The following is a 23,323-nucleotide window of genomic DNA, read 5'->3' as shown; positions in this document are numbered from 1 at the left end:
GCACCCTCACGACCCGAGAATCGACGTCAGGAACTCTCCCGTCCATGCCAGCAGCTCCCGCCCCACCAGCGGCTTTCCGCCGATTCGGGCGGTTGCGGGGCGGGGGACCAGGACCTGCTTGGTGGCCGGTTTGATCACCGAGCGCTGGTAGAGGCGCCCCAGGCGCAGCTCCTGGGATTCGCGGAGCTCCACCGGGGAGAAGCGGATGTTGGAGCCCTGGAGGGTGATGTCGGTGACGCCGCAGGCGCGGGCCAGCAGGCGCAGGCCCGCGACCAGGAGGAGGTTCTCCACCGGTTCGGGGAGCTTGCCGTAGCGGTCGGTGAGCTCCTCGCGGACGGCGCGGATGTCGTCCTCGCTGGTGGCGGAGGCGATGGCGCGGTACGCCTGGAGGCGCAGCCGCTCGCCGGGAGCGTAGTCGTGCGGGACGTGTGCGTCGACCGGCAGCTCGATCTTGACCTCCAGCGGCGCTTCCTCGGCCTCGCCGTCGCGCTCCTCGATCGAGGCCCGGTAGTCGGCGACGGCCTCGCCGACCATCCGGACGTAGAGGTCGAAGCCGACGCCCGCGATATGGCCGGACTGCTCGCCGCCGAGCAGATTGCCCGCGCCGCGGATCTCCAGGTCCTTCATCGCCACATACATGCCCGCGCCCATCTCGGTGTGCTGGGCGATGGTGGCCAGCCGCTCATGGGCGGTCTCGGTGAGCGGCTTCTCGGGCGGGTAGAGGAAGTACGCGTAACCGCGGTCGCGACCGCGGCCGACCCGGCCGCGGAGCTGGTGGAGCTGGGAGAGACCGAAGTTGTCACCGCGCTCGACGATCAGGGTGTTGGCGTTGGAGATGTCGATACCGGACTCGACGATCGTCGTGGAGACCAGCACATCGAACTTCTTCTCCCAGAAGTCGACCACGACCTGCTCCAGGGCGGTCTCCGACATCTGGCCGTGGGCGGTGGCGATCCGCGCCTCGGGGACGATCTCGCGCAGCTTCGCCGCGGCCCGGTCGATGGACTCCACCCGGTTGTGGATGTAGAAGACCTGGCCCTCGCGGAGCAGCTCACGGCGGATCGCCGCGCCGATCTGCTTCTGCTCGTACGGCCCGACGAAGGTCAGCACCGGGTGGCGCTCCTCCGGCGGGGTGGTGATCGTGGACATCTCGCGGATGCCGGTGACCGCCATCTCCAGGGTGCGCGGGATGGGGGTGGCGGACATGGTCAGCACATCCACATTGGCGCGGAGCTTCTTGAGCTGCTCCTTGTGCTCGACGCCGAAGCGCTGCTCCTCGTCCACGATGACCAGGCCCAGGTCCTTGAACTTGGTCTCGGAGGAGAAGAGCCGGTGGGTGCCGATGACGATGTCGACCGCGCCGTCCTTCAGTCCCTCCAGCACCGCCTTGGCCTCGGTGTCGGTCTGGAAGCGGGAGAGCGCCCTGACATTGACGGGGAACTGGCCGTACCGCTCGCCGAAGGTGCCGAGGTGCTGCTGCACCAGCAGGGTCGTGGGCACCAGCACCGCGACCTGCTTGCCGTCCTGGACCGCCTTGAAGGCCGCGCGGACCGCGATCTCGGTCTTGCCGTAGCCGACGTCGCCGCAGATCAGCCGGTCCATCGGAACCGACTTCTCCATGTCCTCCTTGACCTCGGCGATGGTGGTGAGCTGATCGGGGGTCTCCGCGTACGGGAAGGCGTCCTCCAGCTCCCGCTGCCAGGGGGTGTCCGCGCCGAAGGCATGGCCGGGCGCCGCCATCCGGGCGGAGTAGAGCTTGATCAGGTCGGCGGCGATCTCCTTGACGGCCTTCTTGGCGCGCGCCTTGGTCTTGGTCCAGTCGGCCCCGCCGAGCCGGTGCAGGGTCGGCGCCTCCCCGCCCACGTACTTGGTGACCTGCTCCAGTTGGTCGGTGGGGACGAAGAGCCGGTCGCCGGGCTGGCCGCGCTTGGCCGGGGCGTACTCCACCACCAGATACTCACGGGTGGCGCCCTGGACGGTGCGCTGCACCATCTCGATGTAGCGGCCCACGCCGTGCTGCTCGTGGACGATGAAGTCGCCCGCTTCGAGGGTGAGCGGATCGATGGTCTTACGGCGGCGCGCGGGCATCCGCGCCCCGTCCTTGCCCGCGGCCTTCTGCCCGGACAGATCCGTCTCGGTCAGCACGGCCAGCTTCAGGGCCGGGTCGACGAAGCCGTAGTCGATCGAACCGCAGGACACATGCACGACGGACGGCTTGATCTCGGTGAGGTCGCCGTCCAGCCGGGCCGCGATCCCCTCGCTGCCGAGCACCTCGACGGTGCGGGAGGCGGGGCCGTGGCCCTCGGTCACATAGACCGTGCGCCAGCCGTCGGCGAGCCAGCCCTTGGTGTCGGCCAGCGCCCGGGCGGTGTCGCCGCGGTAGCTCTCGGTGGCGCGCATGCCCAGCTTGACGGTGTCCCCCGCCGCGTCAGCGGCAAGTGTCCGCGTCAGCTCCTCGTCGGCCGCGAACGGGCTCACCGACCACCACATCATGCCCAGGTCACGGGCCCGGTCGCGGACGTCCGCGATGCCCCACAGGGAGGCCGCGCCGACGTCGATCGGGGCCTCGCCTCCCCCGGCCGTGGCCGCCCAGGACGCCTGCAGGAACTCCTGGCTGGTGGCCACCAGGTCGGCCGCCCGGGTGCGCACCCGCTCCGGGTCGCAGACGACCGTCATGCTGCCCTTCGGGAGGACGTCCAGCAGCAGCTCCATCTCGTCCACCAGGACGGGGGCCAGGGACTCCATGCCCTCGACCGCGATCCCCTCGGCGATCTTGCCGAGCAGCTCACCCAGCTCGGGATGGGCCTCGGCGAGGGCCGCGGCCCGCTCCCGCACCTGGTCGGTCAGCAGCAGCTCCCGGCAGGGCGGGGCCCACAGGCCGTGCTCGGCGACCTCCAGGGAGCGCTGGTCGGCCACCTTGAAGTAGCGGATCTCCTCGACGTCGTCGCCCCAGAACTCGATCCGGAGCGGATGCTCCTCGGTCGGCGGGAAGACGTCCAGGATGCCGCCGCGCACGGCGAACTCGCCGCGCTTCTCCACCAGCTCCACCCGGGAGTACGCGGCGGCCGCGAGCCCGTCCACGATCTCCTCCAGATCGGCGGTCCCGCCGGCCCGCAGGCTCACCGGCTCCAGGTCCCCCAGCCCCTTGACCTGCGGCTGCAGTACGGATCGGACGGGCGCGACGACGACCGAGACCGGGCCCGCCGTCGGATCGTCCTGGCGCGGATGGGCCAGCCTGCGCAGCACCGCGAGGCGCCGCCCGACCGTGTCCGAGCGCGGGGAGAGCCGCTCATGCGGCAGCGTCTCCCAGGACGGGTACTCCACCACTGTGTTTTCGCGTCCTGGCGGCATCAGCGAGCGCAGCGCGGCCGCCAGATCCTCCGCCTCCCGGCCGGTGGCGGTCACCGCGAGCACGGGACGGCCGGCGGAGCGCGCCAGCGCGGCGACGGCGAACGGGCGGGCGGCCGGCGGGCCGACCAGATCGACGTGGGGACGATTGCCGTCGGCGGCGCCGCGCACCGCCTCGGCGAGCGCGGGGTCCCTAACGACGACGTCGAGCAGACCGGTGAGGCTCATAAAGGGGTATTCCATCCCGGAGGCGGACAACGCGAACGACCCGACACGTCTCACGGGCCGGGGGTCTTCCAGAGTACGGCCACCCGACGACAACTACGCCGGGCCGGCTCGCAGCCCCCGCCCGGTGCGTCCCGAACCGGGCGGGGGCCGGGCGGGCGTATTGGCCCCCACGTCTGGCCCATCACGACAGGCCCATCACGTCTGGCCCCCACGTCTGGCCCATCACGACAGGCGGCCGGACACGCCCTGTGAGCACACTGATACACATGGCAGAGCGAGAATCGCGCCCCACGGGCACCAGGACGAGCCCCAGGTCCCGGCCACCCCGGCCGGCCGAGGCCGCCCGGCAGGCGTGCGACCAGCTCGCCTCACTGATCGTCCATGAGCCCGAGGGCGTCAGCGGGGTGACCCGTCACGAGGACGGCTGGGTCGTCAGCGTGGACGTCCTCGAGGTCGCCCGGATCCCCGACACCACCAGTCTGCTGGCCACCTACGAGGTGCGCGTCGACGAGCGGGGCGAACTCCAGGAATACCGGAGGGTCCGCCGCTACCGGCGCGGTGCGGCCGACGACTGCTGAGACGACAGCCGAAAGGACGCCCCGAGATGCCCACTGGCACGTACACGGAAGAGGTCGTCTGCGTTCAGCGGACCGGCACCCTCTACGACGTCCTGGAACTCATCCTCGACCGGGGCATGGTGATCGACGTCTTCATCCGGGTCTCCCTCGTCGGCATCGAGATCCTGAAGATCGACGCCCGCATCGTGGTCGCCAGCGTGGACACCTACCTCCGCTTCGCCGAAGCCTGCAACCGCTTGGACCTCGAATTCGACCGCAGCAGCACGACCGTTCCCGAACTGCTGGGCGGGGTCGGGGGCGGCGGGAGCGCGGCCGGCGGGATGGCCGCCGGCATCGGCAAGAAGAAGGCCAAGACGGCGGTGAAAGGCGTGGGAGAGAAGGTCAAGCACGCCGTCGGGGTCGGCGACGACGAGGAGGAAGAGGAGAGGGAGGAGCAGGAGAGCCGCCCCCGGCGGCGCACCGCCGCCACCGGCGCCCGCTCCCGCCGCCGCCCCGCTTCTTCCGAGGAGGACTGACCGATGAATCCGAGGAGGACTGATCCATGACCGCGCCCCGGAGCGTGTACGTCTACGGCGTCGTCCGCGCCTCCCACGCGGTGCCGCCCGGCCGCACCGGAGTGGGCGAGCGGCCCGTCCCGGTCCGTACCCTCCGGGCCGGAGCGCTGGCCGCGGTGATCAGCGACGCTCCCGCCCGGCTGCGCGCCAAGCGGCGCGATCTCCTCGCCCACCAGGACCTCGCCCTGACGCTGGCGGCGGACGGGCCGGTGCTGCCGATGCGCTTCGGGATGATCGCCCCCGACGAGGAGTCGGTGCGGCAGCAGTTGCTGTCGTCCCAGAACGACTGCCTGGCCGCGCTCGAACGCGTCGACGGCCGGGTCGAGATGAACCTCAAGGCGCTGCCCACCGAGGCCGACCTGAGTTCGCTGGTACGGGAGGACCCCGAGGTGAGCCGGTTGCGCACCGCCGCCCGCAGGGCCCCGGGGTACGAGGCCAGCGTGCGGCTCGGCGAGGCCGTGGCGCGCGGGCTGGGGCGCAGGGCGGCCGCCGCCGCGGCCGCGGTGCTCGCGGAGCTCTCCGCCGTGGCGGACGCCAAGGTGCACGGCCCGGAGGTCGAGGGATGCGTGCTCAACGTCTCCTTCCTGCTGGACCGGCGCGAGGAGCGGCGGTTCCACGGCGTGGTGGAGCGCTTCGCGGCCGGCCACCGCGACCGGGTCGAGCTGCGGCTCACCGGACCGCTGCCCTGCTACAGCTTCGCGGAAGGCCGGGCCTGACATGGGGGTGCTGAGCCAGGTCGCCCTCTTCCCGCTGGCACCGGTGCGCGGGGTGGTGTGGATCGCGGAGCGCGTACGGGACGTCGCGGAGGAGGAGCTGTGCCATCCGTCGGTGCTGCGCGCCCGGCTGGCCGCGCTGAACGAGGCCCTGGAGTCGGGGGCGATCGGCCCCGAGGAGTTCGACCGGGAGGAGGATCGGCTGCTGGATCTGCTGGAGCGCTCGGGCGGCCGGAGCCCGGGAGGAAGGGCGAGGGTGAGCCGCCATGACTGACCGCGATCTGGTGTACCCCCCTTCCGTGACCGCCGACCGGCACCCCTCCGACCTCGCCGAGATCCTCGAACGCGTCCTGGACAAGGGCATCGTGATCGCCGGAGACATCAAGATCGACCTGCTGGACATCGAACTGCTCACCATCCGGCTGCGGTTGTTCATCTCCTCCGTGGACACCGCCCGCAAGGCCGGAATCGACTGGTGGGAAACCGATCCCGCCCTCTCCTCGCGCGCCGCGAAGGACGCCCTCGCCCAGGAGAACGCGGAACTGCGCGAACGGCTCCACGCCCTGGAATCGCGCATGGATTCCGATGAGCAGCTCAGCGCGGTCGGCGCCACGGTCGCGGAGGAGGGCGCGGACAGATGACCCCGCCCGAGGCCCCCACCCTCACCTACGCCTTCGCGGTCTGCCGCGGCGGCGCCCTCACGGCGTTGACCGCGCTCCCCGGGCTCGACACCGGCGCCTCCGTACGCACGCTCACGGCGGGCCCGCTCACCGCCGTGGTCCAGAACGTGCCCGCCGCCGGGTTCGGCGAGGAGGCGCTGCGGCGGCGGCTGTCCGACCGCGATGAGCTGGAACGCTGCGCCCGCGCCCACCACACGGTGATCACGGCGGCGTCGGCGCTGGCCCCCACCGTTCCGCTGCCGCTGGCCACCCTCTATCTCGACGACGACCGGGCCCGCGAGGCGCTGGGCGAGCGGGAGACGTCCCTCCTGACCGCGCTGGACCGGATCGCGGGCCGGGCCGAATGGGGCGTCAAGGTCTACGCCCCGGCGGGACCGCCGCCGCCCGCCCCGGAAGCCGCCCCGGCGGACGGTCCGGCGAACGGTCCGGCCAGCGGCCGCGCCTATCTGGACCGCGTCCGTACCCGGCAGCGGAGTCGCGAACAGCACCACACCCTGACGCTGCGGGCCGCCGAGCGGGTGGACAGCGCCGTCCGGAGCCTCGCCGTCGCCGCGCGCCGGCTGCGCCCGCACGGCGTCGAGGTGACCGGAAAGCACCGTACCCAGGTGCTGAACGCGGCCTACCTCCTCGACCTGGGCCGGGAGCGCGAACTACATGCCGCCCTCGCGTCGTTGCGCCGCGACGAGACGGACCTCCAGATCGAACTCTCCGGGCCGTGGGCGCCCTACTCCTTCGCCGACGGAGGGATCGCCGACGGGGGACTCACCGACGGAGGGACCGCCGCCGAGAGACGCACCAGCGGAAGGACGCCCTCATGACCAGGGCCGCCTGGGACGCCGCCCCGGCGAAAGCGGCATGGGAAGCGGCCCCCGCCGACATCGCCCGGAAAGAGGCACCCGCGTGGGGAACCACCCCCGCCGAGGCCCTCGGACCGCTCGGCGTTCCCCTCGTGGACCTCCTGGACCGGGTGCTCGCCACCGGTGTCGTCATCACCGGCGACCTCGTCATCGCGATCGCCGAGGTCCCCCTCGTCCGCCTCTCCCTGCACGCCCTGCTCTCTTCGGTCAACGAGCGGGTCCCGGCCCCCTGGACCGACAGCGGCCCGCTATGAGCCCCTTGACGCCCCCGCCCTCCACCCACCTCGACATCGACCGTGACTCGGTCGGCCGCGACCTGGCGGCCCTCGTGCTGACCGTCGTCGAACTCCTCCGCCAGCTGATGGAACGCCAGGCCATCCGCCGCATCGACGCGGGGGGCCTCACCGACGGCCAGGTCGAGCGCATCGGCACCACGCTGATGCTGCTCGACCAGCGCATGGCGGAGCTGTGTGACCAGCACGGACTGACACCGGAGGACCTCAACCTGGACCTCGGCCCCCTGGGCACCCTGCTCCCCCGCGACTGATGCGGATTCAGCCGCCGAGGGCTTCCGCCATGCGGTCGAGGTCGGCGAGGAGGGCGGCCAGGCGGCGTTGCGGGAAGGCGTCGACCATCGTCCGTTCGATGGCGTAGACGGCGGACCGGGCCGCGTCGAGCCGTTCACGGCCGGCCTCGGTGAGGTGGGCGGGGAGGGCGCGGCCGTGGTCGGTGGTGGCGGGCCGGGAGATCAGGTCCGCGTCCTGGAGGCCGCGCAGGACGACGTTCATGGACTGCCGGGTGACGAAGGCGCCCCGGGCGAGTTCGGCGTTGGACAGGCCGGGCCGCTGGTCGAGGAGTTCCAGGCAGGCGTACTGCGGCACCGTCAGACCGCGTTCGCGCAGCGCCTTGTCCATGGCGCCGCGCAGCGCCGCGGCGGCGCGCTTGAGGCGGTATCCCACATGTTCGGTGACGTCGTGAGCGGGGTGCGGCGGGGCCACGGGAGTCCGATCTTCCATGTCAGGATTTTGACATAGGAGGGAGGCGTGCGTACAGTCCGGGAATGTCAAAAGCCTGACATCAAAACCTGAGGAGGACCCATGACCGCCACCCTTGACGGCCCCGACTTCATCGCCCTGCAGGTACGCGATGTCGAGGCGGCGGCCGCCTTCTGCGAAAAGCACCTCGGACTGCGGCGGGCCCCGGCATCGCCTCCCGGCGCCGTGGTGTTCACCACCCAGCCGATCGCGTTCGCCGTCCGCGAGCCGCTGCCGGGCGTGGACCTCGACGACGTCGCACGGCCCGGTCTCGGCGTCGCCCTGTGGTTCCGCACCACGGACGCCCAGGCGCTGCACGACCAGCTCGCCGACGCCGGGGTGCCGATCGTCGCCCCGCCGCAGGAGAGCCCCTTCGGCCTGACGTTCACCTTCATCGGCCCCGAGGGCTACGCCATCACCGCGCACGGAGGCTGATCGTGACCGCCGTCTCCCTCACCCCGGCCGGTCCCTTCTCGCTGGCGGCGAGCGTCCGCTTCTTGGAGGGCTTCACCCCGGCGAGCTATTCGGGCACGGCGGACGAGGTGCTCCGCCTGGCCTTTCCCGCCGACGACGGCCACTCGACGGTGGCGGCCGCGGTGCGGCAGGAGGGGACGGCGGACGGTGGAGCGGGCACGGTACACGTCGAGTTCACCGTCTATACCGGCGAACCGGACGGCGACCCGGACGGCTTCCCGGCGGTCCCCGCGTCCGCCGGGCCCGGGCCCGTATCCCCCGGGGAGCCGTCCTGGCCCGACGCCGCCGTCCGGGCCCAGCTCGCCCGCATCCTCTCGCTCGACGTCGACGGAAGCGGCTTCCCCGGACTCGCCGCCGACCCCGTGGCGGCCGGGCTCATGGCGGAATTCCCGGGCCTTCGGCCGGTGTGCTTCCACTCCCCCTACGAAGCCGCCGTATGGGCGGTCATCGGCCACCGCATCCGTATGACCCAGGCCGCCGCCATCAAGGCCCGCCTCGCCGAGCGGTACGGACGGCGGGTCCAGATCGCGGGCCGGACCCTGCACGCCTTCCCCACCCCGCCGGTGCTGCGCGCGATCACCCGGGTCCCCGGGCTGACCGAGGTGAAGATGGAGCGGCTGCACGCGCTGGCTGAGGCGGCCGACACGGGGGAACTCGACGCCGCACGACTGCGCGCGCTGCCGGTGGACGACGCTCTCGCGGCGCTGCGCACCCTTCCCGGCATCGGCCCGTTCTCCGCCGAGCTCATCCTCATCCGCGGCGCCGGGCACCCCGATGTCTTCCCGCGCCACGAACCGCGACTGCACGCGGCCCTCGCCACCGCGTACGGCCTCGACGAGGCCGTCTCCGGCGACATCAGCCGGCTGGCCGGGATCGCCGACGGCTGGCGGCCCTACCGCAGCTGGGTCGGGCTCCTGCTGCGCGTCCGTGCCGAGCTCATGGGCCGCCACGCGTCGTAGCCGCACGGAAGAGCCGGTCCGCCCCCCCGTCGCGGACCGGCTCTTCCACCGGCTCACCACCGGCCCTCGACAACCGGCCCTCGGTAACCGGCCCTCGGCAACCGGCTCCCGCCCGATTGCGGTCAGCCGTTCTCGACGACCATCAGCGCATTGCCGTCCCCGTCCCGGAAGCTGAACATCGGCGGCACCGGGGCGCCCCAGCGCTGGACCTCCGGGTCGGTGTCGACGCCGCGCGAGCGCAGCGTCGCGTGGTCGGCGTCGATGTCCTCGGAGGTGAGGATGATGCCGGTGTCGTAGCCCGGCCCCTGGCCGCCCTCGCGCGGCAGGACGAGCGCGATCCCGGTCGGGGCGCCCGCCGGGCCCACCTCGATCCAGCGGTGGCCGTCGCCGAAGGGGATGTCGGCACGCTTCTCGAAGCCGAGCGTGCCCACATAGAACTCCAGCGCCCGGTCCTGATCGGCGACGGTGACGGCAACCCGGCCCACCTCGGCGAGCCGGGTGCCTTGCGCGGTCTCGGTCATGGTGATCTCCCTTGAGGTAATGCGTTCACCACCTGAGACCCCGAGGCACCGCGAAACTCATCGGTCGCCCGCCGATCGGCCCGCGCGCCCGATGAACCACCGTGGCGGTCAGCGGTTGACGAAGGTGAGGTTCTTCTCGTCGTAGCGGGTGCCGGCGACCTGGTCGGCCGGGGCGGCGGCGTCGATCGCGGCCAGTTCCTCGGGCGAGAGTTCGAGGGTGGCGGCGGTCAGGTTCTCCTCCAGGTACTTCTGGCGCCGGGTGCCCGGGATGGGGACTACGTCGTCGCCGCGGTGCTGCACCCAGGCGAGGGCGAGCTGTCCCGCGGTGACGCCCCTCTCGGCGGCCAGTTCGTTCAGCTTCCCGACGATGGCCAGGTTCTTCTCGAGGTTGCCGTCGGCGAAGCGGGGCTGGGTGCGGCGCATATCGCCCTCCGGCAGGCCCTCGGTCGAGGTGTAGCGGCCGGTGAGGAAGCCGCGGCCGAGCGGGGAGAAGGGGACGAGGCCGATGCCGAGCTGGCGGCAGACCGGGGCGATCTCGTGCTCCAGGTCCCGCGTCCACAGCGACCATTCGCTCTGCAGCGCCGCGATGGGGTGCACCGCGTGGGCGCGGCGGATGGTGTCCGCGCCCGCCTCGGACAGGCCGAGATGGCGCACCTTGCCCGCCCGGACCAGCTCGGCCATCGCGCCGACGGTCTCCTCGATGGGGACGTCGGGGTCCACGCGGTGCTGGTAGTACAGGTCGATGTGGTCGACGCCGAGCCGCCGCAGCGACGCGTCACACGCCTGGCGGATGTAGGCGGCGTCGCCCCGGATCGCGGTCGGCTCCCCCAGCCGGTTGGCGAAGCCGAACTTGGTGGCCAGGACCGCCTGTTCCCGGCGTCCGGCCAGGGCCCGGCCGAGCAGTTCCTCGTTGTGCCCGGAGCCGTAGAAGTCGGAGGTGTCCAGCAGCGTGACGCCGAGGTCGAGCGCGCGGTGGAGCGTGGCGATCGACTGGGCGTCGTCCGAGGCGCCGTAGCCATGGCTCATTCCCATGCAGCCCAGGCCCTGGGCCGCGACGGTCAGTGCGCCCAGGTGGCGGGTGGGCAGTGCGGACATCGGGTACCTCCCTCGTGGTCGTGACCTTCACGCTAGGAGTTGGAGCGCACTCCACGTCAAACCACCGGATCGGCGGCCGAGCGGCCCGGCGCGTTCCCCGCCCCGCTCACCCAGGCCGAATGCCGGGCCTCTGGAGGCATCGTTCACACAGAAAAGACCGGCCCGGTGCGCTCCCCCGTCGCACACCGGGCCGGTCGGCCTTCTGCCCCTCCCCCCATGGAAGGGCAGCGGGCCCATTTCCCCCGTTGGCTTCGGCTATTCCGTGGCGATCGCGTTCAGCACGTTCATCCGCGCCGCCCGGAAGGCCGGGACCAGCGCCGCGATCAGACCCACCACGGCCGAGCCGATGAAGACCGTGATGATCGTCGGCCACGGGATCTCCAGGGTCTTCAGACCCTCCAGCGCCAGCAGCTTCTGGGCCGTGGTTCCCCAGCCCATGCCGAGACCCAGCCCCAGCAGCGCGCCGAAGAGCGCGATGACCACGGACTCCAGCCGGATCATGCGGCGCATCTGGCGGCGGGAGAGGCCGATGGCGCGCATCAGGCCGATCTCACGGGTCCGCTCGACCACCGACAGGGCCAGAGTGTTCACCACACCGAGGACGGCGACGATGATCGCCAGCGCCAGCAGCCCGTAGACCAGGTTGAGCAGCTGACCGACCTGGTCCTTGACCTCCTGCTTGTAGTCGGTCTGGTCGCGCACCTTCACCGACGGGTAGTGGTGCAGCTGGGCCTTGAGGGATGCGTACGCCGCGTCCTCCTGGCCGTCCTTGGCCTGCGCCAGCATCATGACGTCCGCCGGGATCAGCTTGGCGGGCACATAGTTCTCGACGGTGGCGATGTTGAGGTACAGCGCGCCCTTGTCGAGGCTGACGTCGTCCGAGGTGATCGCGGCGACGGTGAGCTTGGCGGTCCGGCCCTCCTTGAAGGCGACGGTCAGCGTGTCGCCCTTCCTCACCTTGTGGTCCTTGGCGAAGCCCTCCGGCACCGACATGGCGTCCTTGCCGTACGCGGCGGCCAGATCACCCTCGACAACCGGGGTGCGCAGGTCCTCCGCGTACGTCGGGCTGGCGGCCGAAAGGTCCTTGGTGACCGTCTTGCCGTCCGGCAGGGTGAGCTTGGCGCCGTCGATGTTCTTGGCCTCGCTGATGTGCTTCAGGCCCTTGGCCTGGCGCACCGACTTCTCGATCCCCTCGGTGATCGGCTGGCCCATGTCGGACTGGATGATGAAGTCCGCGCCCACCGACTTGTCCAGCTCATCGGTGGCCGAGGCGACCATCGAGGAGCCCACCACCGACAGACAGGCGACCAGCGCCAGGCCGATCATCAGGGCCGCGCCGGTGGCGCCGGTGCGCCGCGGGTTGCGCAGCGCGTTGCGCTCGGCCAGCCGGCCGACCGGGCCGAAGATCCGCAGGACGACGGTGGCCAGTGCGCGGACCACCAGACCGGCCAGCAGCGGGCCGATGACGATGAAGCCGATGAGCGTCAGCACCACGCCGAGGCCCAGGAACATCGAGCCGTCGACCGCCTTGTCCGCGTTCCCCGCGACCACCAGGGCGGCCGCGCCACCCGCGGTGAGCAGGGTGCCGATGACACCGCGGATCCAGCCGGCCCTGCTGTCCGCCGGGGTGCCCGCGTCGCGCAGGGCCGCCATCGGGGAGATCTTCCCGGCCCGGCGGGCGGGGATGTAGGCCGCGATGACGGTGACGACGACGCCGATACCGATGCCGATGATGGGCGTGGTGGGCTTCACCGTCAGCTGGTCGGTGCTCAGATGCAGACCCGCGCTGCCCATGATCTTCATCAGGCCGACCGCGAGGCCGACGCCGCCGAGGACACCGAGGATCGAGCCGACGATGCCCAGCAGCAGCGCCTCGATCAGCACCGACCGGTTGATCTGCTTCCGGCTGGAGCCGATGGCCCGCATCAGGCCGATCTCACGGGTGCGCTGGGCGACCAGCATCGAGAAGGTGTTGACGATCAGGAAGATCCCGACCAGGACGGCGATCCCGGCGAAGCCGAGCATCGCGTACTTCATGACGTCCAGGAACGAGCCGATGTCGTCCTCGGCCTCCTTGCTGGACTCGGCCTTCGTCTGCACCTTCACACCGGTGCCGAGGTCGGCCACCACACTCTTCTTGAGCTGGTCGTGGCTGACGCCCGGCTGGGCGGTGAGCAGGTAGCTGGAGTACACCCCGGGAGCGCCGAGCAGCTTGCGCTGCGCGGTGTCGGTGTCCATGAAGACCAGCGTGGCGCCGGGGTTGGTCACCTGGAACGTGGCGATGCCGACGATCTTCGCGCGGAACTCGCCGGGGATGGCGATGATCCGCATCTCGTCGCCCAGCTTCAGCTTCTTGTTCTTCGCGGTGTCGGCGTCGACCATCACCTCGGTCGGGCCGCGCGGCGCGTGACCGGAGGTGATCTGGACCGAGCGCGTCTCGGTCGGGTCCCAGTTGGTGCCGATGGTCGGGGCGCCGGAGTCCGAGCCGATGCTGTTGTCGTTCCGGTCGGCGGCGGTGATCGACTGGCTGGTGGCGTCGCCGATCACCGACTTGACGCCGTCCACCTGCTTCAGCCGCGCCAGCTCCGAACCGGGCAGCGAGCGGATCCGGCCCTGCCGGGTGTCGTCGTCGCCGGCGCCCTTCGGGCTGACCGTGACATCGGAGGCGGTGCTCGCGAAGAGCTTGTCGAACGTGGCGTTGGTGGTGTCGGTGAAGACGAGCGTGCCGCAGACGAACGCCACCGACAGCAGCACGGCGATCGCGGACAGCGCCATCCGCCCCTTGTGGGCGACGAAGTTGCGCAGTGAGGTCTTGAGGACGGTCATGACACCCGTCCCCGCGCGTCGAAGTGCTTCATGCGCTCCAGGACCAGCTCGGCCGTCGGGTTGTACATCTCGTCGACGATCCGGCCGTCGGCCAGGTACAGCACACGGTTGGCGTAGGAGGCGGCGACCGGGTCATGGGTGACCATCACGATGGTCTGGCCCAGCTCGTCCACCGACCGCTTGAGGAAGCCCAGCACCTCGGCACCGGCCCGCGAGTCCAGGTTTCCGGTGGGTTCGTCACCGAAGATGATCTCGGGACGGGCGGCGAGGGCGCGGGCCACGGCGACGCGCTGCTGCTGACCGCCGGAGAGCTGGTTCGGACGGTGCTTGAGCCGGCCGGCCAGGCCCACGGTCTCCACCACCCGGTCCAGCCAGGCCCGGTCGGGCTTACGGCCCGCGATGTCCATCGGCAGCGTGATGTTCTCGATCGCGGTGAGCGTCGGCAGCAGGTTGAACGCCTGGAAGATGAAGCCGATCCGGTCCCGGCGCAGCTTGGTGAGCTTCTTGTCCTTCAGCCCGGTGATCTCGGTCTCGTCGATGAAGATCTGCCCGGAGCTGACGGTGTCCAGACCGGCCAGGCAGTGCATCAGGGTCGACTTGCCGGAGCCGGACGGGCCCATGATCGCGGTGTACTGCCCACGGGCGATGTCCACGTCCACATGGTCCAGCGCGACCACCCGGGTTTCCCCCGAGCCATACGCCTTGAGCACCTGACGTGCACGGGCGGCGACGGCCGTATGTCCTCCGCTGCCCCCGGTCCTGGGAATCGATACAGCCGTTGTCACGCTCGTTCTCCTTCAGTAATTGATCGGCGATGTCGCTCCCCGATCACGGCATCAAGATTGCCGTGATCCGGGAACCTCCGCGATGGGGAAGGACTCCCTCTCAGCGGTAGGGCTAGCCCCACCCCCTCGGTCGCGCAGCCCGTAGCAACCCTATGAAGCCGGGACGACCGGCTCCTCATCCGCCCGGACGAACCGGGAGTAGGAGTACAGGGTGGGCATCCCCTAGGGGAGTGAGTCCTGAGACTGACCCGGACTCGGGGTAAATACTCCACCCTTCCGCCACGTCACGCTCAACCCGGGCCTTCTGGACAGCCCGGATGCGTTCTTCCCCCAGCCTGTCCCGCCATGGAATCGTGGGTCGTACAAGAATCGTGCGTACGGGAGTCCCGCGTACGAACATCAGGGACACGTGCCGGCGCGTACCGGCGAAGGGAGCGCGCCACCGTGGGCGGCACCGCGCGACGGCCGATGGACGCTGACCCGAGGCCACCCGCACCCCAGCCGCACCCCGGCGCCCCCACCCCCCGCGGCCGCCGCCCCGTCGCCGCCGCCCTCATGCTCGGCATGGCGCTGGCCGCACTCGACTCGACCATCATCTCCACCGCCGTACCGCAGATCGTCGGCGACCTCGGCGGCTTCTCCGTCTTCTCCTGGCTCTTCTCCGGCTATCTGCTCGCCGTCACCGTCTCCCTGCCGCTGTACGGAAAGCTCTCCGACACCTTCGGCCGCAAACCCATCCTGCTCGCGGGCGTCGTGGTCTTCCTCATCGGCTCACTGCTGTGCGCCACCGCCTGGAACATGGCCTCCCTCATCGCCTTCCGGATCGTCCAGGGGCTGGGCGGCGGGGCACTCCAGGGCACCATCCAGGTCGTCGCCGCCGACCTCTACCCGCTCAAGGAGCGCCCGAAGATCCAGGCCCGGCTCTCCTCCGTCTGGGCGCTCTCCTCCGTCGCGGGCCCCGCGATCGGCGGACTGCTCGCCGGATACGCCGACTGGCGCTGGATCTTCCTCATCAACCTGCCGATCGGCGCCCTGGCATTCCTCCTCATCACCCGCCATCTGCACGAACCGCGACGGCACCGGGAGGGCCGCCCCAGGATCGACTGGGCCGGGGCGCTCGGCGTCTTCCTCACCGGCGGACTGCTGCTGACCGCCCTCGTCCAGGGCGGGGTGGCCTGGGACTGGCTGTCCGCCCCGTCCCTGACCATGCTCGGCGGCGCCGCCTTCTGCGGCGCGGCCACCGTATGGATCGAACGGCGCGCCGCCGAACCGATCATCCCCGGCTGGGTCTGGCGCCGCCGCACCATCTCGGCGGTCAACCTCGCGTTCGCCGCGCTCGGCCTGCTGATGATCGCCCCGACCGTCTTTCTGCCCACCTACGCCCAGTCGGTGCTGGGCCTCGGACCGATACCGGCCGGTTTCGTGCTCTCCACGATGACCCTGAGCTGGCCGATCGCGGCCGCGCTCAGCAGCCGCGTCTACAACCGCGTCGGCTTCCGGCGCTGCGCCATCACCGGCATGGCCGCCGCCACACTGATCCTGGCCGCCTTCCCCCTCCTCCCCTACCCCGGTGCCGCCTGGCAGCCCGCGCTGATCATGCTGCTGCTCGGGGGCGCCCTCGGGCTCTTCCAACTGCCGCTGATCATCGGGGTGCAGTCGTCCGTCGAATGGGCCGAGCGCGGCACCGCCACCGCCTCGATCCTCTTCTGCCGCCAGGTCGGCCAGAGCCTCGGGGCGGCACTCTTCGGGGCCGTCGCCAACGCGACCCTCGCCTCCCGGCTCACCGAAGCCCCCGACGCCATCCGGCCGGGGCTGCCCGACGGCCTGGACTCGGTCTCCCGCGCCCTGGAGCACCCCGGCGCCCTCACCGACCAGGCTGCCGACTATCTGCGGCGGGCCGTGGACACCGCCGTCGACCACGTCTACCTGGGCTCGGCGACCGCCGCCCTGCTGGCGCTGCTGGTTCTGGTGTTCCTCGCCCCGCGCCGCTTCCCGGTCCGCACCGAGGCCGAGGCCGAGACGGAATCCTGACAGGGGCGGACTGGACGGAGCCGGGACCGGACGCCGATCCGCTCCCCCGTGGGCGCTCGCATGCTCGCGCCCCGGCGGCGCGTTCAGGACTCGGGGCGCGGCGCCGCCGCCGCGTCCTCCGCCGCCACCGGCTTCCCGGTCAGCGCCGCCAGGCTGCCGCGCACATGCTCCAGATGCGCCTTGAGCTCCTCACGCCGCTCCACATGCTCGCGCAGCGTCCGCTCCGTCTCCCGCGCCAGGCGCTCCTCGCGGGCCCGCGCCTGCGCGATGATCTCCGCCGCCTGCGCCTGCGCGTCCTCCTGCCGCAGCCGCGCGGCCTGCTCTGCCATCCCGAACTCCCGCTTGGCGTCGGCGAGCGTCGCCTGGGCGTACTCCTCCAGCTGGGCCAGCCGGGCCGTCATCGCGTTGTCCCGCTCGGCCAGTTCACGGCCCGCCGCCTCCCACCGCTCGGCGTGCTCCCGCTCCTGCTCGGCCAGGATCCCGGCGGCGCGCTGCCGCATCTCCTTCAGCTCCGCCAGCGCCTGGGTCCGCCACTCCTTGGCGTCCTGACGCGAGACGGCCCGCAGCTCGTCCACATCCACCTGGGCCGACTCCAACGTGGCGCGCGCCGCCACCTCGGCTGCCTCGCGGACCAGCTCGGCCTCGTCACGGGCGGCGTCCCGCACCGTACGGGCCACCACCTGCGCCGCCTCCCACTCCTCCTGCGCCGACGCCTCGGCCGCCGCCCGCAGACAGACGACCTCCTCCTCGGCCGCCATGAGGATGAGCTGGGCCCGGTCGCCGAGCGACTCATAGGTCTGGGGGGCCAGTTGAGCGATCACCTCGCGCAGCCGCTCCGCCTCGGCGGTCAGCTCATTGGCCAGCACGGTGAGGCGCGCGGCGCGCTCCCACGCCGCGTCCCGCGCTTCGGACAGCTCCGCCACATAGTGGTCGACCTGCGCGGGCCGGTAGCCACGGCCCCGTCCGCCGACGATGGTGAAGCCCTGACGTGACACCGATGCGCCCATCCTTGGAACCCCTTTTGTCCGGTATGCAACGCGCTTCGGCGCACATCTTTATAGATGGCCTCTCATCCCCCATAACGCGACACTCCGCCCATATCTCCGGCCGGGACCGCCGCCGGTGACAACAACGACGAGGCGCCCGCCCCCGTCACGGGGGTCGGGCGCCTCGATCGCCGTTCGTACGGTGCGCGGGTCACCACCGCGCGGACGGACCTACAACAGACCGTCCCACATCTGCTCCAGCAGCACCGCCCACCAATGGTCCGGAGCCGACAACGCCGCCGGATCCAGACCCGCGAGCTGCGCCTGGAAGTCCACCGTCCACCGGCCCGCCTGGTCCGGCGTCAGCCCGTAGCGCAGCCGCCACATCCGGCCCAGCAGCGCCATGCAGCGCACAAACTCCGGCAGCCCGGTGTTCACGAACTGCGGCGGCGCCGGCTGGGGCGTCGCCTCCAGCGGCACCGCCACGATGTTCGCCGTGCCGTACTGCACACACAGCTGCCGGCCGAAGTCATTCCCCATGACCAGGTACGAACCCGCGTCCGACGCGGGCTGCACCCCGCGCTCCGCCGCCAGCTCCGCCAGCGTCGGCACCGGACGGCCCGCCTGCGCCTGCGCCCAGAAGAACGGACCGAAGTCCAGCGGCAGCCCCGCCCACACCAGCGTCTGCGCCACCACCTCCGGAACGCCCATCCGCGACACCGCGCGCTGGTCGAAGCGGACGATGCCCTGCGGCCCGAACGCCTGGCCCAGCTCATGCGCCAGCCCCTCCGGCGGCACCGGCGGAATCGGCTGCACCTGGCTGGGATGCGGCAGCGGCACCCGGTTCGGCGCCGGACGGGCCGGGCCGTCCGCCACCTGGTGCAGCTCGCCCTGGTGCTCCAGCAGATGACGCACACCCTGCTGCCGGGTCGCGTGATCACGGCCGTACGGAGCGGTGTGGCTGATCCGCACCTGCGGCCAGCTCTCCCGGATCATCCGGGCGCAGTAACCACCCGGCAGATCACAGGACTCCAACTCGGTGTGCAGCTCCAGCACCTGCTGCGGCGGCACGTTCATCGCCCGCAGCTCATGCAGGATCTGCCACTCCGGATGCGGGGTACCGGGCGCCGAACGGCGGATCAGCTGCTGCTCCGAACCGTCCTGCGCGCGGTAGCGCAGCACCGCCATATAGCCCGGACCCACGGTCGGCTGACCGGGGGGCGGCGGCGGATACGCATAGCCGGGCTGCGACCCCATACCCGGCACGGGCGTGCCGGGAGCGGGCGTACCCGGGGCGGGCATCCCTGGGGCAGGCGTGCCCGGCGCGGGTGTGCCGGGGGCGGGCATCCCTGGAGCGGGCATACCCGGTGGCGGGGCCAGGCCCTGGGCCGGGGCACCGGCGGGCGGAGGCATACCGGGAGCGCCCGGCGCGCCCGGTCCACCGGGATACGGCGGCCCGCCCGCGCCCGGCGGGGGCGGCGGCGTCTGCGGACCACCCGCACCGGGGACACCGGGTGGGCCGGGCGGCTGCGGGCCGGATGGGGCACCCTGGCCCGGAGCGCCGGGGGGCGGGGTCTGACCACCGCTCGCGAGCATCGTCGCGGCGGCGTGCACCCCACCACCGGGCGTACCGGGCGCACCCGGCGGAGGCGGCGTCTGCCCACCACCGTGCCCACCAGGGGGCGTTTGCCCGGCACCAGGGACCCCGGGGGGGCCAGGGGGGCCGGGAGGGCCAGGCGGACCAGGCGGCTGCGGGGCACCCGGGGGCGGCGTCTGGCCGCCGGGCACACCCGGACCCCCCGCGAGCATCGTCGCGGCGGCGTGCACCCCACCGCCGGCCGTACCGGGCGCACCCGGCGGAGGCGGCGTCTGCCCACCACCCTGACCACCGGGCGCACCGGGAGGGCCGGGCGGACCAGGAGGACCGGGCGGCTGCGGGCCGCCACCGGGGCCGTCGGGGCCGAGCTGCGAGACCAGCTGCGTCGGTACGTACCCCCCGGCCGGAGCACCGGGGGCACCGGGCCCGGACGGCGCGGGCGGCGGCGTGGAGTCCGCACCCGGCCGGGCACCGGGCGTCCCCGGCGCACCGGGCGACGGAGGCATCGCACCGCCGCCCGCCTTGCGGGTGGCGGCGTCCGCGATATCGCCCGGGTCGGCACCGGCACCCGGACCGGCACCGGGGCCGCCCTGCCGCTCCGGGAAGTCGAGGGACGGGGCGATGGCCGTGGGCGGCAGCGAACTGCCACCGGACATCAACTCGGTCTTGGCGTCGGGCCGTACACCCGGCGGCGGAGTGTCCTCGTCGTCGGAGCCCGCGAGCGGCGGCGCGAAGACCGTGGCGGGCGGGGCGACCGAGCGGTCGTCGTCGCCCTTGATGTCCGTACCGGCCCACGGCGTACTGTCGCCGGGCGTGGCCGCGTTGCCTGCCTGGCCCCCCGTGGAGGGCGTACCGGCGTCCGGCACGGGCGGCGCCCACGGGCTCGCCCCACCGGGCGCGGGCGGCGCGTCCTGCCGGCCCTCACCGCCGGACGGGGCACCGGAGCCGGACCGGGCGTCCTGCTGCGAGCCGGCCGCGAGCGGGCGCGCGACACCGTCGGACGGCCAGTCGTCCACGGCCCCGCCCCGCCCCTGCGGCGCATCCGGAACAGGCCCGCCGGGAGCAGGCGCACCCGGAACAGGTCCGGGCGGAACGGGCCCAGGCGCGGCAGGCGGACCCGGAACAGGCGGCGCACCCGGCGCGGCGCTCCGCGACCCGCCGTCCGACGGCCAGTCGTCCTCGCCCGAGATCCGGGGTGCCGACACCCCGGGCCCGGCCCCGGGCCCACCGGCCGACGGCCACTCGCCCTGCGGAGGCAAAGCAGCCGAAGCGGCGGAAGGGGCAGGAGAAACGGAAGGGGCGGAAGGGGCGGAAGGAGCCGACACCGGCGCGGCGGCATCGGGCGCGCCCCCGCCCGGCTCCGCCCCCGGCCGCTGCCCGGGAAGGTCCGCCGACGCCTCGGGCCGGCTGCTCATCGCGTCCGCCGCCTCCTGCAACCACTCCGGCGGAGTGAGCAGGAAGGACGTCGCGTTCAAGTCGATGCGCTGCTGCCGGCCAGTGGTGGACTCGTCACGCGAGCCGTCCGTCGTGCCGTACCGCTCCTCGTAACGGCGGATCACCTCACCCACCGGAAGCCCCGGCCACAGCGTGGTCTCGCCGCTGTCGCGGGCGATCACCATCCGCGTGCCCTCGGCCCCCCGGCCCGAGACCGGCCCGTCCGCCCGGTCCTCGGCCCAGACCACAAAGCCCAGATCGAACTCCCGGACCCGCGCCTCGCGCTGCTGATAAGCCGGCACATCGCCGTTGATCCAGAGTTCCGCGCGCTCCTGCGCCTGTGCGAAGGTCACCATCGCGCTCACCCCTCCACCGGGACGGCGTACGCGAATCCACCGTCCACCATCAGGTTCGCCACGGTCTCCAGCTCCGGCGGATTGCCCGCCAGCCGGAGCAGGAAGGCGTCGAAGTCGTCGCCGCACGGCAGCAACAGCCGCCCCACCCGCTCCTGGACCGTCCAGCCGTCACGGTCCCGCGCGTCGTCATACGCGCAGAACCACACCGAGCCGATCGCGTCACCCTTCACCTTGACCGCGATCACACCGCCCTGGACGAAGCCCACGCCCAGATAGTCCTTGGTGAAGTGATCCCGCAGACACTTGTTGATATAGACGAGGTCGTTGACCGCCGCCTCGTCGCGCACCGTGAAGAACGGCTGGTCGATCAGCAGCCCCAGCTCCGGATCCAGCGCCGTGCCGACCGGTGCGCAGCCGCCCGCCGCCTTGAGGAAGGAGCGGTACGCCTCGGGCAGCCGATAGCCCAGATCCTCTTCGACACCGAGCACCTGCTCCTCGGTGACCGAAATGCCCCTCAGCGGCAGGCCCACATGGATCGGCCGGGTCTCCTGCAGCGGGCGAGTGCCCCGCTTCTCCTGGTCGACCTGCGCCGTCGCAAGCCCACCGTGATGCCGCAGCAGCGCCTTGACCTCGACCGGAACCAGCTCCATCCGGCGGGTGCCGACCACGTGGTGCCAGGTCCAGCCGTGCGGTGTGGCCACCGCCGACGCCCCGTTCCACAGCTCATGGCCGGTGGCGTGCAGCGCCGCGTTCGCCGAGACATAGTCCGTCAGCCGCAGCTCGTCGACGCCGAACCCCTCCGGGGGCTCGGCGATTTCGGCGGCCGCACGCGCATACGGCGAAAAGTCCGGAAAGCCGTGTTCGTCCACTCGGACGCCCTTGGGGTGGCGCGCGGCCCGGACGGGATCCGGGAAGTGCACGACCTGCCCGGCGTAGGCCGTGTTCGGTGGCGCGGCATGCTGCCCGAGCCGACCTGTCGTCATGGCGGTTGCCCCCTGCTGATGCTGGCTACTGGGCACAGCCTATGCGGTGACGCAACCGGCCGAACCGGGCGGCCATCCCCCCTCATGACAGCCTCCGCCCCCACCAGGTCGTTCAGGCCCGGACTACCGCAGCGCCCACGGCATTTGGCAATCTGATCATTGCAACCGGGGGATTGCACAGGGAGGGATCCACCACATGCACATCACGCAGAGCAACGGAGGCGGCGACGGCGCCGCTCTCGCGGCCGGCGACCCGCGGCTGAGATGGAGCAGCGTCGACCCCGACGCCGGACCACCGCCGCTCAACCGGCGCCGCGACGGCATCCTGCCCGCCGTCGCGGCCGCGCTGTCCGTCCGCGGCGAGACGCTGACCTGCACCGGAGGCAAGGCCGAACAGCCGCCGACACTCCACCCACTGGTCCAGGAATTCCTCGACGCACTCGCCAGCGGCCAGCGCGAACGTTTCACCGGCCGCTGCCCCGAAGCGATCCTGCTCTCCCGCCACCTGGCCAACGTCGAAGCAGGCCGCTCCAAGCGCGCCTCCCGCAAACCGCTCACCCAGGGTGAAGCCCGCCGCTCCCTCAAACACGCCAAGCTCACCACCCGCAGAATCCGCGAGGCCGGCGACCCCCAGCACGGCAGCTACGCCCCGCCCTGCCTGTCCTGCGCCGCACTACTGGCCCACTTCGGCGTACGGACGGTGGGTGAGACCACATGAACCAGGCACATCAGGCACCACAGGCCCCGAGGGCGGCGCAGACACCGCCGACCCGCCCGGCCCGACAGCCCATCGACCGCCTGGACGTCACCCGCTTCTCCGTCGCCGTCGACGCCGCCCTCCGCGACGCCGGCTGGCAACCCGGCCGCTGGGACATGCACCGCGCCGAAGTCTGGGCCGACACCCTCCGCGCCCACACCTCCCCCGCAGGCCACCGCCACACCGTCTTCCCGGCCGCCGTCGAAGCATGGGCGGAATTCGGCGGACTCCACATCCAGCCACCCGGCACGGGCCGCGAAATCGCCCCCACCCCCTTCCGCATCGACCCCCTGCACGGCCTCCACCTCGCCCGCACCCTCGGCGACCTGGGCCACGCCCTCGAAACCGAGATCTGCCCACTGGGCGAAGAATCCGACGGCCAGGCACTGCTGACCATCGACGCGGAAGGCCGGGTCTACAGCCTCGACCACACCGGAGACTGGTACCTCGGCCCCACCCTCGACGCCGCCCTCAGCACCCTCGTCACCGGCGCACTCCCGGCCAGACTGGCCCGCGCATAACCCGCG

General features: G+C 72.2%; 22 protein-coding genes. 13 read left to right on the top strand and 9 right to left on the bottom strand.

The window, feature by feature from the left end; genetic code table 11:
* Positions 1-6 precede the first annotated feature (6 nt).
* Positions 7-3,576, bottom strand: a complete 3,570-nt coding sequence (mfd, locus tag AS97_RS28245) for a transcription-repair coupling factor (protein ID WP_059144696.1) — start codon at positions 3,574-3,576, stop codon at positions 7-9.
* A 266-nt stretch (positions 3,577-3,842) separates the two neighbouring features.
* On the opposite strand from mfd, the gene gvpO reads away from it, so the two are divergent.
* The 8 genes from gvpO to AS97_RS28205 are packed head-to-tail and all read left to right on the top strand — an operon-like array spanning position 3,843 to position 7,505.
* Entirely contained in the window at positions 3,843-4,154 is a 312-nt protein-coding gene (gvpO, locus tag AS97_RS28240) for a gas vesicle protein GvpO (RefSeq protein WP_059144771.1), read from the top strand.
* Positions 4,155-4,180: 26 nt separating this feature from the next.
* On the top strand, positions 4,181-4,669 hold the full coding sequence (gene gvpJ, locus AS97_RS28235; protein ID WP_059144697.1) for a gas vesicle protein GvpJ: 489 nt from the start codon (positions 4,181-4,183) through the stop codon (positions 4,667-4,669).
* A 26-nt stretch (positions 4,670-4,695) separates the two neighbouring features.
* Positions 4,696-5,424 carry a GvpL/GvpF family gas vesicle protein gene (locus AS97_RS28230; protein ID WP_059144698.1) on the top strand — a complete coding sequence of 243 codons (729 nt, stop codon included), beginning with the start codon at positions 4,696-4,698 and terminating at the stop codon, positions 5,422-5,424.
* A 1-nt stretch (position 5,425) separates the two neighbouring features.
* Positions 5,426-5,695, top strand: a complete 270-nt coding sequence (locus tag AS97_RS28225) for a gas vesicle protein GvpG (RefSeq protein ID WP_086705797.1) — start codon at positions 5,426-5,428, stop codon at positions 5,693-5,695.
* Positions 5,688-6,062, top strand: coding sequence for a gas vesicle protein (locus AS97_RS28220; RefSeq protein WP_059144700.1), 375 nt, complete (start codon positions 5,688-5,690; stop codon positions 6,060-6,062). The genes AS97_RS28225 and AS97_RS28220 overlap by 8 nt, the downstream gene beginning before the upstream one ends.
* Positions 6,059-6,919, top strand: a complete 861-nt coding sequence (locus tag AS97_RS28215) for a GvpL/GvpF family gas vesicle protein (RefSeq protein ID WP_210565872.1) — start codon at positions 6,059-6,061, stop codon at positions 6,917-6,919. Before AS97_RS28220 ends, AS97_RS28215 begins: the two co-directional genes overlap by 4 nt.
* Before the next feature lie 59 nt (positions 6,920-6,978).
* Positions 6,979-7,212, top strand: coding sequence for a gas vesicle protein (locus AS97_RS28210; RefSeq protein WP_059144772.1), 234 nt, complete (start codon positions 6,979-6,981; stop codon positions 7,210-7,212).
* Entirely contained in the window at positions 7,209-7,505 is a 297-nt protein-coding gene (locus tag AS97_RS28205; protein ID WP_059144702.1) for a gas vesicle protein K, read from the top strand. The genes AS97_RS28210 and AS97_RS28205 overlap by 4 nt, the downstream gene beginning before the upstream one ends.
* 7 nt (positions 7,506-7,512) lie before the next feature.
* Here the strand turns inward: AS97_RS28205 and AS97_RS28200 are convergent, their stop codons facing one another.
* Positions 7,513-7,974 (bottom strand): MarR family transcriptional regulator, encoded by a 462-nt coding sequence (locus AS97_RS28200; RefSeq protein ID WP_059144703.1) that lies wholly within the window; start codon positions 7,972-7,974, stop codon positions 7,513-7,515.
* A gap of 81 nt (positions 7,975-8,055) precedes the next feature.
* Between AS97_RS28200 and AS97_RS28195 the strand changes: the two genes are divergently transcribed.
* Positions 8,056-8,427: a VOC family protein gene (locus AS97_RS28195; RefSeq protein ID WP_059144704.1), complete on the top strand. Its 372-nt coding sequence runs from the start codon at positions 8,056-8,058 to the stop codon at positions 8,425-8,427.
* 2 nt (positions 8,428-8,429) lie between these two features.
* Entirely contained in the window at positions 8,430-9,425 is a 996-nt protein-coding gene (locus AS97_RS28190) for a DNA-3-methyladenine glycosylase (RefSeq protein WP_125759803.1), read from the top strand.
* A 122-nt stretch (positions 9,426-9,547) separates the two neighbouring features.
* Here AS97_RS28190 and AS97_RS28185 read toward each other — a convergent pair whose 3' ends face one another.
* The 4 genes from AS97_RS28185 to AS97_RS28170 form a co-directional block, all read right to left on the bottom strand.
* A complete protein-coding gene (locus AS97_RS28185) occupies positions 9,548-9,946 on the bottom strand; it encodes a VOC family protein (protein ID WP_059144706.1) in 399 nt (132 codons plus the stop codon).
* A 108-nt stretch (positions 9,947-10,054) separates the two neighbouring features.
* Complete coding sequence (locus tag AS97_RS28180) at positions 10,055-11,041, bottom strand: aldo/keto reductase (RefSeq protein ID WP_125759802.1); 987 nt, start codon at positions 11,039-11,041, stop codon at positions 10,055-10,057.
* Between the two features lie 255 nt (positions 11,042-11,296).
* Positions 11,297-13,867 (bottom strand): FtsX-like permease family protein, encoded by a 2,571-nt coding sequence (locus tag AS97_RS28175; RefSeq protein ID WP_059144708.1) that lies wholly within the window; start codon positions 13,865-13,867, stop codon positions 11,297-11,299.
* Positions 13,864-14,652, bottom strand: a complete 789-nt coding sequence (locus AS97_RS28170; RefSeq protein WP_059144709.1) for an ABC transporter ATP-binding protein — start codon at positions 14,650-14,652, stop codon at positions 13,864-13,866. The genes AS97_RS28175 and AS97_RS28170 overlap by 4 nt, the downstream gene beginning before the upstream one ends.
* Positions 14,653-15,120: 468 nt before the next feature.
* Here AS97_RS28170 and AS97_RS28165 point away from each other — a divergent pair, with 468 nt between their 5' ends.
* Positions 15,121-16,683: an MFS transporter gene (locus AS97_RS28165; protein WP_247204831.1), complete on the top strand. Its 1,563-nt coding sequence runs from the start codon at positions 15,121-15,123 to the stop codon at positions 16,681-16,683.
* 83 nt (positions 16,684-16,766) lie between these two features.
* On the opposite strand, the gene AS97_RS28160 is transcribed toward AS97_RS28165, so the two are convergent.
* From AS97_RS28160 to AS97_RS28150, 3 genes are all read right to left on the bottom strand, one after another.
* Positions 16,767-17,690 carry a hypothetical protein gene (locus AS97_RS28160; protein WP_059144711.1) on the bottom strand — a complete coding sequence of 308 codons (924 nt, stop codon included), beginning with the start codon at positions 17,688-17,690 and terminating at the stop codon, positions 16,767-16,769.
* A gap of 210 nt (positions 17,691-17,900) precedes the next feature.
* Complete coding sequence (locus tag AS97_RS28155; protein WP_210565870.1) at positions 17,901-21,056, bottom strand: SUKH-4 family immunity protein; 3,156 nt, start codon at positions 21,054-21,056, stop codon at positions 17,901-17,903.
* Between the two features lie 5 nt (positions 21,057-21,061).
* Positions 21,062-22,039: an HNH endonuclease gene (locus AS97_RS28150; protein WP_059144713.1), complete on the bottom strand. Its 978-nt coding sequence runs from the start codon at positions 22,037-22,039 to the stop codon at positions 21,062-21,064.
* A 196-nt stretch (positions 22,040-22,235) separates the two neighbouring features.
* Here AS97_RS28150 and AS97_RS28145 point away from each other — a divergent pair, with 196 nt between their 5' ends.
* Positions 22,236-22,757: a YwqJ-related putative deaminase gene (locus AS97_RS28145; protein WP_059144714.1), complete on the top strand. Its 522-nt coding sequence runs from the start codon at positions 22,236-22,238 to the stop codon at positions 22,755-22,757.
* The gene (locus tag AS97_RS28140) at positions 22,754-23,317 is read left to right on the top strand and encodes an SUKH-3 domain-containing protein (RefSeq protein ID WP_247204516.1); all 564 of its coding nucleotides are present in this window, start codon (positions 22,754-22,756) and stop codon (positions 23,315-23,317) included. The genes AS97_RS28145 and AS97_RS28140 overlap by 4 nt, the downstream gene beginning before the upstream one ends.
* Positions 23,318-23,323: the final 6 nt, after the last annotated feature.

The organism is Streptomyces sp. AgN23 (assembly GCF_001598115.1).
In the GTDB taxonomy this organism is placed as follows: Bacteria; Actinomycetota; Actinomycetes; order Streptomycetales; family Streptomycetaceae; genus Streptomyces; species Streptomyces antimycoticus.
The sequence above is the reverse complement of the archived record's forward strand: the minus strand, read 5'-3'. Positions and strand labels throughout refer to the sequence as shown.

Bases quoted from the DNA above. Each gene is read 5' to 3' on its own strand.
- mfd (WP_059144696.1), bottom strand. From the start codon at position 3,576: ATGAGCCTCACCGGTCTGCTCGACGTCGTCGTTAGGGACCCCGCGCTC.
- gvpO (WP_059144771.1), top strand. From the start codon at position 3,843: ATGGCAGAGCGAGAATCGCGCCCCACGGGCACCAGGACGAGCCCCAGG.
- gvpJ (WP_059144697.1), top strand. From the start codon at position 4,181: ATGCCCACTGGCACGTACACGGAAGAGGTCGTCTGCGTTCAGCGGACC.
- AS97_RS28230 (WP_059144698.1), top strand. From the start codon at position 4,696: ATGACCGCGCCCCGGAGCGTGTACGTCTACGGCGTCGTCCGCGCCTCC.
- AS97_RS28225 (WP_086705797.1), top strand. From the start codon at position 5,426: ATGGGGGTGCTGAGCCAGGTCGCCCTCTTCCCGCTGGCACCGGTGCGC.
- AS97_RS28220 (WP_059144700.1), top strand. From the start codon at position 5,688: ATGACTGACCGCGATCTGGTGTACCCCCCTTCCGTGACCGCCGACCGG.
- AS97_RS28215 (WP_210565872.1), top strand. From the start codon at position 6,059: ATGACCCCGCCCGAGGCCCCCACCCTCACCTACGCCTTCGCGGTCTGC.
- AS97_RS28205 (WP_059144702.1), top strand. From the start codon at position 7,209: ATGAGCCCCTTGACGCCCCCGCCCTCCACCCACCTCGACATCGACCGT.
- AS97_RS28200 (WP_059144703.1), bottom strand. From the start codon at position 7,974: ATGGAAGATCGGACTCCCGTGGCCCCGCCGCACCCCGCTCACGACGTC.
- AS97_RS28195 (WP_059144704.1), top strand. From the start codon at position 8,056: ATGACCGCCACCCTTGACGGCCCCGACTTCATCGCCCTGCAGGTACGC.
- AS97_RS28185 (WP_059144706.1), bottom strand. From the start codon at position 9,946: ATGACCGAGACCGCGCAAGGCACCCGGCTCGCCGAGGTGGGCCGGGTT.
- AS97_RS28180 (WP_125759802.1), bottom strand. From the start codon at position 11,041: ATGTCCGCACTGCCCACCCGCCACCTGGGCGCACTGACCGTCGCGGCC.
- AS97_RS28175 (WP_059144708.1), bottom strand. From the start codon at position 13,867: ATGACCGTCCTCAAGACCTCACTGCGCAACTTCGTCGCCCACAAGGGG.
- AS97_RS28165 (WP_247204831.1), top strand. From the start codon at position 15,121: ATGGACGCTGACCCGAGGCCACCCGCACCCCAGCCGCACCCCGGCGCC.
- AS97_RS28160 (WP_059144711.1), bottom strand. From the start codon at position 17,690: ATGGGCGCATCGGTGTCACGTCAGGGCTTCACCATCGTCGGCGGACGG.
- AS97_RS28155 (WP_210565870.1), bottom strand. From the start codon at position 21,056: ATGGTGACCTTCGCACAGGCGCAGGAGCGCGCGGAACTCTGGATCAAC.
- AS97_RS28150 (WP_059144713.1), bottom strand. From the start codon at position 22,039: ATGACGACAGGTCGGCTCGGGCAGCATGCCGCGCCACCGAACACGGCC.
- AS97_RS28145 (WP_059144714.1), top strand. From the start codon at position 22,236: ATGCACATCACGCAGAGCAACGGAGGCGGCGACGGCGCCGCTCTCGCG.
- AS97_RS28140 (WP_247204516.1), top strand. From the start codon at position 22,754: ATGAACCAGGCACATCAGGCACCACAGGCCCCGAGGGCGGCGCAGACA.